General features: G+C 68.3%; 10 protein-coding genes, 1 pseudogene and 1 riboswitch. Of the genes and pseudogenes, 9 read left to right on the forward strand and 2 right to left on the reverse strand.

From position 1 onward, the window contains the following. The 3 genes and pseudogenes from OKJ99_RS05865 to OKJ99_RS05875 form a co-directional block, all read left to right on the forward strand. Window positions 1-252: pseudogene (locus OKJ99_RS05865) on the forward strand (cytochrome ubiquinol oxidase subunit I); the annotation flags it as partial. Beyond that, on the forward strand, window positions 249-647 hold the full coding sequence (locus OKJ99_RS05870; protein ID WP_326014678.1) for a cytochrome c oxidase subunit 4: 399 nt from the start codon (window positions 249-251) through the stop codon (window positions 645-647). The pseudogene OKJ99_RS05865 and the gene OKJ99_RS05870, both read left to right, overlap by 4 nt. Before the next feature lie 145 nt (window positions 648-792). Further along, entirely contained in the window at window positions 793-2,049 is a 1,257-nt protein-coding gene (locus tag OKJ99_RS05875; protein ID WP_326014680.1) for a L,D-transpeptidase, read from the forward strand. A 95-nt stretch (window positions 2,050-2,144) separates the two neighbouring features. On the opposite strand, the gene OKJ99_RS05880 is transcribed toward OKJ99_RS05875, so the two are convergent. After that, window positions 2,145-2,546, reverse strand: coding sequence for a DNA-binding transcriptional response regulator (locus OKJ99_RS05880; protein WP_326014681.1), 402 nt, complete (start codon window positions 2,544-2,546; stop codon window positions 2,145-2,147). 184 nt (window positions 2,547-2,730) lie between these two features. On the opposite strand from OKJ99_RS05880, the gene ctaE reads away from it, so the two are divergent. From ctaE to OKJ99_RS05910, 6 genes are all read left to right on the forward strand, one after another. Next, the gene (gene ctaE, locus OKJ99_RS05885; protein WP_326014682.1) at window positions 2,731-3,351 is read left to right on the forward strand and encodes an aa3-type cytochrome oxidase subunit III; all 621 of its coding nucleotides are present in this window, start codon (window positions 2,731-2,733) and stop codon (window positions 3,349-3,351) included. An 81-nt stretch (window positions 3,352-3,432) separates the two neighbouring features. Beyond that, window positions 3,433-4,242 (forward strand): cytochrome bc1 complex diheme cytochrome c subunit, encoded by an 810-nt coding sequence (gene qcrC, locus OKJ99_RS05890; protein ID WP_326014683.1) that lies wholly within the window; start codon window positions 3,433-3,435, stop codon window positions 4,240-4,242. After that, window positions 4,239-5,303, forward strand: coding sequence for a cytochrome bc1 complex Rieske iron-sulfur subunit (gene qcrA / locus OKJ99_RS05895; RefSeq protein ID WP_326014685.1), 1,065 nt, complete (start codon window positions 4,239-4,241; stop codon window positions 5,301-5,303). The genes qcrC and qcrA overlap by 4 nt, the downstream gene beginning before the upstream one ends. Beyond that, window positions 5,300-6,940: a cytochrome bc1 complex cytochrome b subunit gene (gene qcrB / locus OKJ99_RS05900; RefSeq protein ID WP_326014686.1), complete on the forward strand. Its 1,641-nt coding sequence runs from the start codon at window positions 5,300-5,302 to the stop codon at window positions 6,938-6,940. The genes qcrA and qcrB overlap by 4 nt, the downstream gene beginning before the upstream one ends. A gap of 133 nt (window positions 6,941-7,073) precedes the next feature. After that, on the forward strand, window positions 7,074-8,138 hold the full coding sequence (trpD, locus tag OKJ99_RS05905) for an anthranilate phosphoribosyltransferase (RefSeq protein WP_326014687.1): 1,065 nt from the start codon (window positions 7,074-7,076) through the stop codon (window positions 8,136-8,138). Between the two features lie 87 nt (window positions 8,139-8,225). Beyond that, window positions 8,226-8,359, forward strand: a riboswitch (SAM riboswitch). 176 nt (window positions 8,360-8,535) lie between these two features. Next, the gene (locus tag OKJ99_RS05910) at window positions 8,536-9,921 is read left to right on the forward strand and encodes an aminotransferase class V-fold PLP-dependent enzyme (RefSeq protein WP_326014688.1); all 1,386 of its coding nucleotides are present in this window, start codon (window positions 8,536-8,538) and stop codon (window positions 9,919-9,921) included. Here the strand turns inward: OKJ99_RS05910 and OKJ99_RS05915 are convergent. Next, window positions 9,873-10,877, reverse strand: a 1,005-nt coding sequence (locus OKJ99_RS05915; RefSeq protein ID WP_326014689.1) for a glycerate kinase family protein, incomplete at its 5' end; no start/stop codon positions are given. The two genes, OKJ99_RS05910 and OKJ99_RS05915, sit on opposite strands and share 49 nt — an antisense overlap.

Here is a 10,877-nt window from a genome sequence, read left to right on the forward strand (position 1 = left end):
CCGTTCTTCTACAACGTGTGGAAGACCGCCAAGTACGGCAAGAAGGTCGAGGTCGACGACCCGTGGGGCTACGGCCGCTCGCTCGAGTGGGCCACCTCTTGCCCGCCGCCGCGGCACAACTTCCTCACGCTGCCGCGCATCCGTTCGGAATCCCCGGCGTTCGATCTGCACCACCCGGAGATCGCCGCCCTGGACCAGCTGGAGAACGCCGGACACGGCGACAAGGCTCTTGCTAAGGAGGCCGGCAAGTGAAGGTCCAAGGCAAGATGTTCATCTGGCTGAGCCTCTTCGTCCTGATCATGGCCGGTGTCTACGGCGTGTGGTCGAAGGAGCCGGCCGGTACGACGGCGCTGTTCCTGGCGTTCGGCCTGTGCATCATGATCGGCTACTACCTGGCCTTCACGGCCCGGCGGGCCGACACCGGCGCGCAGGACAACAAGGAGGCCGACGTCGCGGACGACGCCGGCGAGGTGGGCTTCTTCAGCCCGCACTCCTGGCAGCCGCTCTCGCTGGCGGTCGGTGGCGCGCTCGCGTTCCTGGCCGTGGCGATGGGCTGGTGGCTGCTGTACTTCTCGGCCCCGATCATCCTGTTCGGCCTGTGGGGCTGGGTCTTCGAGTACTACCGCGGCGAGAACCAGAACCAGTGAGCCTCGGCTGACCGGGGACTGAACTCCCGTATCCGAAGGGCCCGGACACTCCTGATGGAGCGTCCGGGCCCTTCGGCGTGCCGTCGGTTGCCCCGTGCGGCTCACTCGCCGCGCTGGACCGCGCGTTCCTTCTTACGGTGAGTTCATGAACCACTCACCGCGTATCCGTACGGTTCTGGGCTGCACCGTGCTGGTGGCCGCACTCGGTGCTGGCACAGCGGCATGCGGCAACTCCTCCCACCCGCTCTCCGCGAAGCCGTACGACGCGGCGAGCCAGATCTCCTTCAACGGTCCCGTGGGCAGCAGCAAGAAGGCGGACCCGGACAAGCCGCTGGAGGTCACCGCCCAGGGCGACGAGTCCCGCATCACCGACGTCACCGCCCAGGACGCCATGGGCCGCTATGTCGCGGGCGAACTCTCCGCCGACGGCACGAGATGGCACACCACCGCTCCGCTGACCGCGGACACCCGCTACACGGTCCGGGTGAGCACCGAGGACGAGGACGGCGAGCCCGGCCGCAAGGTCCTCGGCTTCGACACGGGCCGCCCGGGCAAGGAGAAGGCCCTCAAGGTCACGTTCGGCCCGCAGAAGGGCACATACGGCGTCGGACAGCCCATCACCGCCGAACTCAACAAGCCCGTCCGGGACGAGAAGTCCCGCGCGCTGGTGGAACGCTCCCTGAAGGTCGACTCCAAGCCGGCCGTGGACGGCTCCTGGTACTGGGTGGACAGCACCGAACTCCACTACCGGCCCAAGGGTTACTGGCCCACCCAGGCGAAAATCACCGCCACCAGCAGGCTGGAGGGCGTGAAGATCCGGGACGGGCTGTGGGGCGGCGGCTCCAAGCCGCTGACCATCAGTACGGGTGACCGCATCGTGGCCGTCACCGACGCCTCATCGCACTCCATGACCGTCTACCGCAACGGCAAGGAGATCAACTCCATCCCGGTCACCACCGGCAAGGCCGGCTACGAGACCCGGAACGGCGTCAAGGTGGTGCTCGGCAAGGAGTACTACGTCCGGATGCGGGGCGAGACGATCGGCATCTCCGAGGGCTCCTCGGACTCGTACGACCTGCCGGTGTACTACGCGACCCGCGTCACCTGGAGCGGGGAGTACGTGCACGCCGCGCCCTGGTCCGTCGGCGCGCAGGGCTCCGCGAACGTCAGCCACGGCTGCACCGGCATGAGCACCAACAACGCCGCCTGGTTCTACGACACCGTGCGCCAGGGCGACATCGTGAAGGTCGTCAACAGCTACGGCTCGGAGATGGACCCGTTCGGCAACGGGTTCGGCGACTGGAACGTCAGCTGGAAGAAGTGGAAGGCGGGCAGCGCCCTCACGAAGAAGGCCGACAAGCCCGACCCGGCCCTTCAGGCACGGCTCAGCCCCGCGGTCTGAGGCCGCTCGGCAGGATCAGCGGTGTGACTTCCGACTCCCGTACGCCATCGGTGTACGGGAGTCGGCGCGTGCCGGAGCCGGTCCGTGCGGTCGTGTCAGGCGTCGACAGCGAGCCGGGAGCGCAGCAGGGAGGCCAGCGCCTCGGCGAACTCCACGGGCTCCACAGGGAGCGTCACAGCCGCCTCCGCGCGGCTCCACGTCGCCAGCCACGCGTCCTGCGGGCGGCCGATCAGGAGCAGCACCGGCGGGCAGTGGAAGATCTCGTCCTTGATCTGCCGGCACACGCCCATGCCGCCCGCGGGAGCGGCCTCGCCGTCCAGGACACAGACGTCGATCCCGCCCCGGTCCAGCTCCTTCATGACGGCCGGAAGCGTCGCGCATTCGATGAACTGCACCTCGGGAGCGTCGGACGCGGGCCGTCGGCCTGTCGCGAGGCGCACCTGCTCGCGCGTGTTGGCGTCGTCGCTGTAGACCAGAACCGTCGCGGTCGACTGCATCGTTCCTCCGAGGCGTTGTCGGTCGGTGGAGCCAAAGAACGTATCTGGCGCGGAGCCTACTCCTCCCGACACCCCGTCAACACCGGTTCGCACGCGGCTCCGATGGGCCATATGGGCTGGACACACCACCCAGACACTCCGAACGGCACCCCCCGGAGTGAGGGCGAGATAAGCGACCGACATAATGTCGGTCGTGGCGACAGCAACGACAGTAGAAACCGGGCACGCGCACCCGTCGGTCAATCGACCGAACCTCACCAGCGTCGGAACCATCATCTGGCTGAGTTCCGAGCTGATGTTCTTCGCGGCCCTCTTCGCGATGTACTTCACCCTGCGATCGGTGACCGGACCGGATCACTGGAAGGAAATGGCGCATGCGCTGAATCTTCCGTTCTCCGCGACGAACACCACGATCCTGGTGCTCTCCTCCCTCACGTGCCAGATGGGCGTGTTCGCCGCTGAGCGCGGCGACGTGAAGAAGCTCCGGTCGTGGTTCATCGTCACCTTCATCATGGGTGCGATCTTCATCGGCGGTCAGGTCTACGAGTACACCGAGCTGGTCAAGAAGGATGGGCTCTCGCTCTCCTCCGACCCGTACGGCTCGGTGTTCTACCTGACCACCGGCTTCCACGGCATGCACGTGACAGGTGGCCTCATCGCCTTCCTGTTCGTCCTCGGTAGGACGTACGCGGCCCGGAGGTTCACCCACCATCAGGCGACGGCCGCCATCGTCGTGTCCTATTACTGGCACTTCGTGGATGTCGTCTGGATCGGCCTCTTCGCCACGATCTACCTGATCAAGTAGTTCGACGATCACAGCATCGGGCGTAGTACCCGACACATTTCCGCAGCACCGACGCAGAAGATCCTGACACCGGGGTAATCCGTGAAAAAGCTCTCCGCACGACGACGCCATCCGCTGGCGGCGGTCGTCGTCCTACTCCTCGCGCTGGCGGCCACCGGGGGGCTGTACGCCGCGTTCGCACCCGCGGACAAGGCGCAGGCCGATGAAACCGCCCAGTCCCTCGCCATCGACGAGGGCAAGAAGCTCTACTCCGTCGGCTGCGCCAGCTGCCACGGAACCGGCGGTCAGGGCACCTCCGACGGGCCGAGCCTCGTGGGCGTCGGCTCCGCCGCCGTCGACTTCCAGGTCGGTACCGGCCGGATGCCGGCCCAGCAGCCGGGCGCCCAGGTCCCGAAGAAGAAGGTCATCTACTCGCAGGCCGAGATCGACCAGCTCGCGGCGTACGTCGCGTCGCTGGGTGCCGGTCCGGTCGCGCCGACCGCCAAGGACTACAGCGCCAATGGCGCGGACATCGCCAAGGGTGGCGAGCTGTTCCGCACCAACTGCGCCCAGTGCCACAACTTCACTGGTGAGGGTGGCGCGCTGACACACGGCAAGTTCGCACCGAGCCTCGAGGGTGTTGCCCCGAAGCACATCTACGAGGCCATGCAGACCGGCCCGCAGAACATGCCGTCGTTCCCGGACACGACGATGACCAAGCAGAACAAGCAGGACATCATCGCGTACCTCGACGCGGTCAATGGTGACAAGACCGAGAGCCCCGGCGGCCTCAAGCTGGGCGGGCTCGGCCCGGTCAGTGAGGGCCTGTTCGCCTGGATCTTCGGGCTCGGCGGTCTGATCGCCGTCGCCATCTGGGTTGCCGCTCGGACCGCAAAGGCCAAGAAGTCATGAGTAGCCAAGACATTCCAGAAGAGAACCTGCCCGATGAGCGGGCCACCGACGAGGGCGCGGAGCACGGCTCGGTCGCGGTGAAGGACGAGCCCTTCACCGACCCGGGTCTGCCGCCCCACGAGCACCGGATCCAGGACCTCGACGAGCGGGCCGCCAAGCGGTCCGAGCGCGTCGTTGCCTTCCTGTTCATGGTGTCGATGCTGGCCACCATCGGCTTCATCGCCTCGTACGTCACCATCGACGTCGATACGAGCGTCTACATCTTCCCGTTGGGTCACATCAGCGCGCTGAACTTCGCGCTGGGCATGACCCTCGGTGTGGCGCTGTTCTGCATCGGCGCGGGCGCGGTCCACTGGGCCCGCACCCTGATGTCCGACGAAGAGGTCGTCCAGGAGCGCCACCCGATCGAGGCGGAGCCCGAGGTCAAGGCGAAGGTCCTGCAGGACTTCGCCGACGGCGCCCGCGAGTCGCAGTTCGGCCGTCGCAAGCTGATCCGCAACACGATGTTCGGTGCGCTGGCGCTGGTGCCCCTTTCCGGTGTGGTGCTGCTTCGTGACCTCGGGCCGCTGCCCGAGAAGAAGCTGCGCACCACGTCGTGGAAGAAGGGCCTGACCCTCGTCAACATGAACACGAACGAGCCGCTGCTTCCTTCGGACATCGCGGTCGGCTCGCTCACCTTCGCCAAGCCCGAGGGCCTGGAGGAGCACGACGAGGACTTCCAGACGAACATCGCCAAGGACGCCCTGATGCTTGTCCGGATCCAGCCGGAGAACATCAAGGACAAGCAGGAACTCGAGTGGTCCCACGAGGGCATCGTGGCCTACTCGAAGATCTGCACCCACGTGGGTTGTCCGATCTCGCTGTACGAGCAGCAGACGCACCACGCGCTGTGCCCGTGCCACCAGTCCACCTTCGACCTCTCCGACGGCGCCCGGGTGATCTTCGGTCCTGCCGGTCACGCGCTGCCGCAGCTGCGCATCGGCGTCAACGAAGAGGGTCACCTCGAGGCGTTGAGCGAATTCGCTGAGCCCGTCGGTCCTGCCTTCTGGGAGCGCGGATGAGTACTACGACCACGAACGACGCGCCTGCGCGCGAGAAGGCACCGGCCGGCGAGCGCGTAGCCGACTGGGCCGACGGACGTCTGGGGATCTACTCCCTGGCCAAGTCCAACATGCGCAAGATCTTTCCGGACCACTGGTCCTTCATGCTCGGCGAGATCTGCATGTACAGCTTCATCATCATCATCCTCACGGGTGTGTATCTGACGCTGTTCTTCCACCCGTCGATGAACGAGGTCACCTACGACGGCAGCTACGTCCCGCTCCAGGGGCAGCTGATGTCGGAGGCCTTCAACTCGACCATGCACATCTCCTTCGATGTGCGCGGTGGCCTGCTGATCCGTCAGATCCACCACTGGGCCGCGCTGATCTTCCTCGCGGGCATGTTCGTGCACATGATGCGCGTGTTCTTCACGGGTGCGTTCCGCAAGCCCCGTGAGGTCAACTGGGTCTTCGGCTTCCTGCTGTTCGTCCTGGGCATGTTCACCGGCTTCACCGGTTACTCGCTCCCGGACGACCTGCTCTCCGGCACCGGTGTCCGCTTCATGGAGGGCGCGATCCTGTCCGTGCCGATCGTCGGCACGTACATGTCGTTCTTCCTGTTCGGCGGAGAGTTCCCCGGCGGCGACTTCGTCGCGCGGTTCTACTCGATCCACATCCTGCTGTTGCCGGGCATCATGCTCGGCCTGATGGCGGCGCACCTGATCCTGGTCTTCTACCACAAGCACACGCAGTTCGCGGGTGCCGGAAAGACCAACAAGAACGTCGTCGGCATGCCGCTGCTCCCGGTCTACATGGCCAAGGCGGGTGGCTTCTTCTTCCTGGTCTTCGGCGTCATCGCGGTGGTCGCGGCGATCGCCACGATCAACCCGATCTGGGCCATCGGTCCGTACCGCCCGGATCAGGTGGGCACCGGAGCCCAGCCGGACTGGTACATGGGCTTCTCCGAAGGCCTGATCCGTGTGATGCCGGGCTGGGAGATCGACTTCTGGGGTCACACGCTCGTCCTGGGCGTGGCCATCCCACTGGTCGTGATCTTCCCGCTGGTCCTGGTCGCGATCGCGGTCTATCCGTTCATCGAGTCCTGGGTCACCGGCGACAAGCGCGAGCACCACATCCTGGACCGCCCGCGCAACGTCCCGACGCGTACCGCTTTCGGCGTCGCGTGGATCACCTGGTACATGGTGCTGCTCATCGGTGGTGGAAACGACCTCTGGGCCACGCACTTCCACCTGTCGATCAATGCGATCACCTGGTTCGTCCGGATCGCGTTCTTCGTCGGACCGGTCATCGCCTTCATCGTCACCAAGCGGATCTGCCTCGGCCTCCAGCGCCGCGACAAGGACAAGGTGCTGCACGGACGCGAGTCCGGCATCATCAAGCGCCTGCCGCACGGTGAGTTCGTCGAGGTGCACGAGCCGCTCGACCAGGAGGCCCTGCACACGCTCACGGCGCACGAGCAGTACGCGCCGGCCGAGATCGGCCCGTCGGTCGACGAGAACGGTGTCGAGCGGAAGGTCTCGCGGCTGCAGAAGCTGCGCGGCAAGCTCTCGCGCGGTTACTACGGGGAGAACAACCAGATCCCGAAGCCGACCGCCGAGGAGTACAAGGAGATCACCAGCGGCCACGGCCACCACTGATCTCTGATCCGTCGCTGTAAGCCACAGCGGGAGCCCTCGTCCAGTGCCTGGACGGGGGCTCTTTGCGGTCCCGGGACCTGGATAGGGTGGGACCGCAGCACCTTTCAACCCACAGATGCACACAGGAGCGGCCATGAGCGCTTTGAACCCCGCTGGAGGCAACACCTCGGCGGACCGTTCCTGGCCCGCCGTCCTGAACGGCCTGCTGGAGGGCCGCGACCAGAGCGCCGACGACACGGCGTGGGCGATGGACCGGATCATGCGGGGCGAGGCGACCGACGCGCAGATCGCCGGGTTCGCGGTGGCGCTGCGGGCCAAGGGCGAGACCGTGCAGGAGATCTCCGGTCTCGTACGCGGCATGTACGAGCACGCCAATGTGATCGAGGTGCCCGGCGAGACCGTCGACATCGTCGGCACCGGCGGCGACGGCGCGAAGACCGTCAACATCTCCACGATGTCCGCGATCGTCGTCGCGGGGGCCGGCGCCAAGGTCGTCAAGCACGGGAACCGCGCCGCCTCCTCCGCCTCGGGCTCCTCCGACGTACTGGAGAAGCTGGGCGTCAATCTCGACCTGTCGCCGAAGCGGGTGCCCGAGGTCGCCGAGGAAGCGGGCATCACGTTCTGCTTCGCCATAAAGTTCCACCCCGCGCTGCGCTACGCGGGCGCCGCGCGCGGCCAGCTCGGCATCCGCACCGTCTTCAACCTGCTGGGCCCGCTGACCAACCCGGCCAAGGTGAAGGCGCAGGCCGTCGGCGTCGCCGATGCCCGGATGGCGCCGATCGTGGCCGGGGTCTTCGCCGAGCGCGGCAACTCGTCCCTGGTGTTCCGCGGCGACGACGGGCTCGACGAGCTGACCACCACCGGCACCTCCCGGGTGTGGACCGTGCGCGACGGCGGCGTGCGCGAGGAGTCCTTCGACCCGCGTGACGTCGGCATCGCCGTCGTGCCCATCGAGGCGCTGCGCGGCGGCGACCCCTCGTACAACGCGGAGGTCGCCCTGCGCCTCCTCGACGGCGAGCAGGGGCCCGTGCGCGACGCGGTGCTGCTGAACTCGGCGGCGGCCCTGGTGGCCGTGCGGCCCGGCGAGGGCACGCTCGTCGAGCAGATCCGGGCCGGCATGGACCGGGCCGCCGAATCGATCGACTCCGGCGCGGCGAAGGCCGCCCTGGAGCGGTGGGTGGCGGCCAGCAACCGGTAGACACGGACGTGGTGTGACGCAGGGCGCAGTCCAGATTTTGGACTGCGCCCTTGCCATGTCCGAGACGTGTGGCAGGATGCTTTTCAAGGTCATGAGTGACAGCGCTGTGTTAATTCACTGCAGAAGGCCCCAGCCCGCTGTCCGGCAACCCTCCGTCCGTGGCGGGGTGCCCTGGGTGAAGACCAGGTCGTACGCAGCAAGGCGTATGGCAAGCGCGGACCCCTCGCAACCCTGGGGTCCTGGTCCTCAAGGGAGCAGTCTCGTGAGCAAGCGAATGCGATAGGGCGTATCGGCCCCGCCTCCGCGTACCCGTTTCATCTTTCTTTCCATGCCGTAGAGCTCTGTCCCGATGAGCTCCCGCATGGTCAATTCGCTTACCTCGCCAGGGAGTTCACCCATGTCTGTTTCCGTCGACGCCGCCGCCTGTACCTCGGCCCCTTCCGACATCGCGGCCCCGCTTGCGGTCCTCGGCCGGGACGTCACCGTGCCGCTCGTCACCGGTGGCGAGGTCACGTACGCCGCCCTCGACTACGCGGCCAGCGCGCCCGCCCTGCAGCGGGTGTGGGACGACGTCGCCGCCTACGCGCCGTACTACGGCAGCGTGCACCGCGGCGCCGGATACCTCTCGCAGCTGTCCACCGACCTGTTCGAGAACTCCCGGGTCGCCGTCGCAGAGTTCCTCGGCTGCCGCGAGGACGACCAGGTCGTCTTCACCCGCTCCACCACCGACTCGCTCAACCTGCTCGCCGCCGCGCTGCCCGCCGACTGCGAGGTGTTCGTCTTCGAGACCGAGCACCACGCCTCGCTGCTGCCGTGGCGCGACGCCCGGGTGACGTACCTGAACGCGCCCCGTACGCCCGACGAGGCCGTCGCCACCTTGGAGCGCGCCCTCGCCGACCGTGACCCCTACGGTCCCGCCCTCGTCTGCGTCACTGGCGCCTCCAATGTCACCGGTGAGCTCTGGCCGGTGCGTGAGCTCGCGGCGGCCGCTCACGAGCACGGTGCCCGCATCGTGCTCGACGCCGCGCAGCTCGCGCCCCACCACCCGGTCTCCGTCCAGGACCTGGACGTCGACTGGGTCGCCTTCTCCGGGCACAAGCTGTACGCCCCGTTCGGCTCCGGTGTACTCGCGGGCCGCTCCGACTGGCTGACGCAGGCCGAGCCGTACCTCGCCGGCGGCGGCGCGTCCAAGAAGGTCGCGCGGCGCGCGGACGGCGGCGTGGACGTCGAGTGGCACGCCACGGCCGCCCGCCACGAGGCCGGTTCGCCGAACGTCATCGGCGTGTACTCCATCGCCTCCGCCTGCAAGGCGCTGACCGAGGCCGGGTTCAAGAACCTCGTCGCCCGTGAGCAGTACTTGATCGGCAAGGTCCAGGAGGGGCTCGCGGCGGTGCCCGAGGTGAAGGTGCTCTCCCTGTTCGGGGACGACGCGCCGCGCGTGGGCGTGCTGTCGTTCGTCGTCGACGGCTGGAACTCCTCGCACTTCGCCGCCGCGCTCTCCGCCGAGTACGGGATCGGGGTGCGCGACGGCCTGTTCTGCGCCCACCCGCTGGTGCGCACGCTGCTCGGCTCCGACCCGCAGCAGCAGGGCGAGTGCGGAGCCCCGGAGGCCGCGCCGGGCGAGAAGTCGCTCAACGCCATCCGCGTCAGCTTCGGCGCCGGGACGCCCGACGAGCACGTGGAGCGGTTCGTGTCCGCCGTGAAGGAGCTCGTGCGGGACGGCGCGCGGTGGAACTACCGCACGGAGGACGGGCGCTGCGTGCCGGACACCACCAACGCCTGAGGCAGCCGACTGCCCAGCAGGATCATCCGCAAGGCGCGTTCCGTGGCGTCCGTGAGGAACTCGCCGCCCCGGCCCAGCGCCTCCGCGAGCGTCACGGGGGCGGGCAGGATCGAGCTGTAGGCGTCGACCCCGGTGGCCGTCACCGTGTGCGCCCCCTCGCCGATGGTGCCCGCGAGGGCGAGCACCGGGCGGCCGAACCGCTTGGCGCGGCGGGCCACTTCGGCGGGGACCTTGCCGCGCGGCGTCTGGTGGTCGAGGGCGCCCTCGGCGGTGACGACGAGGTCGGCGCGGGCGAGCCGGGCGTCCAGGTCGAGGTGGTCGAGGAGGACGTCGAAGCGGGGGAGGAGCCGGCCGCCCAGCGCGGCGAGCCCGGCGCCGAGCCCGCCGGAGGCGCCCGTGCCGGGTCCTGCGAACAGATCCGTACGGACGTGGAGGTCCCGCGTCAGGACGTGCGCCCAGTGCTCCAGGGCGGCCGCCAACTGTTCGACCTGCGTGGGCGTCGCGCCCTTCTGCGGGCCGAAGACGCGGGCGACGCCGCGCTCCCCGCACAGGACGTTGAACGGATTGCACGCCACCCGGATCTCGGTGTCCTTCAGGCGCGGGTCGAGGCCGGACGCGTCGATGCGGTGCAGGTGTGCCAACTCCCGACCTCCTAGCGGGAGTTGCATGTCGTACGCGTCGAGCAGGCGGGCGCCCAAGGCTTGCAGCGCGCCCGCGCCGCCGTCCGAGGTGCCGGAGTCGCCGCAGCCCACCAGAATGCGGCGGGCGCCCGCGTCGAGCGCCGCGCGGATCAGCTCGCCGACGCCGTACGTCGTCGTGGCGCCCGGGTCGCGCAACTCGCGCGGGACGAGGGAGAGCCCCGCGACGGCCGCCATCTCGACGACCGCCGTGCCGTCCGGGAGGAGCGCGAAGTGGGTGCCGACGCGCTGGCCGACCGGGCCCGTGGCGGGCAGCGC

It is taken from the genome of Streptomyces endophyticus (genome assembly GCF_035798155.1).
Taxonomy (GTDB): Bacteria; Actinomycetota; Actinomycetes; order Streptomycetales; family Streptomycetaceae; genus Streptomyces; species Streptomyces endophyticus.

What these genes read in the sequence shown, in the direction of transcription:
- OKJ99_RS05875 (WP_326014680.1), top strand. Translation starts at nt 793, where the DNA reads ATGAACCACTCACCGCGTATCCGTACGGTTCTGGGCTGCACCGTGCTG.
- OKJ99_RS05880 (WP_326014681.1), bottom strand. Translation starts at nt 2,546, where the DNA reads ATGCAGTCGACCGCGACGGTTCTGGTCTACAGCGACGACGCCAACACG.
- ctaE (WP_326014682.1), top strand. Translation starts at nt 2,731, where the DNA reads ATGTCGGTCGTGGCGACAGCAACGACAGTAGAAACCGGGCACGCGCAC.
- qcrA (WP_326014685.1), top strand. Translation starts at nt 4,239, where the DNA reads ATGAGTAGCCAAGACATTCCAGAAGAGAACCTGCCCGATGAGCGGGCC.
- qcrB (WP_326014686.1), top strand. Translation starts at nt 5,300, where the DNA reads ATGAGTACTACGACCACGAACGACGCGCCTGCGCGCGAGAAGGCACCG.
- trpD (WP_326014687.1), top strand. Translation starts at nt 7,074, where the DNA reads ATGAGCGCTTTGAACCCCGCTGGAGGCAACACCTCGGCGGACCGTTCC.
- OKJ99_RS05910 (WP_326014688.1), top strand. Translation starts at nt 8,536, where the DNA reads ATGTCTGTTTCCGTCGACGCCGCCGCCTGTACCTCGGCCCCTTCCGAC.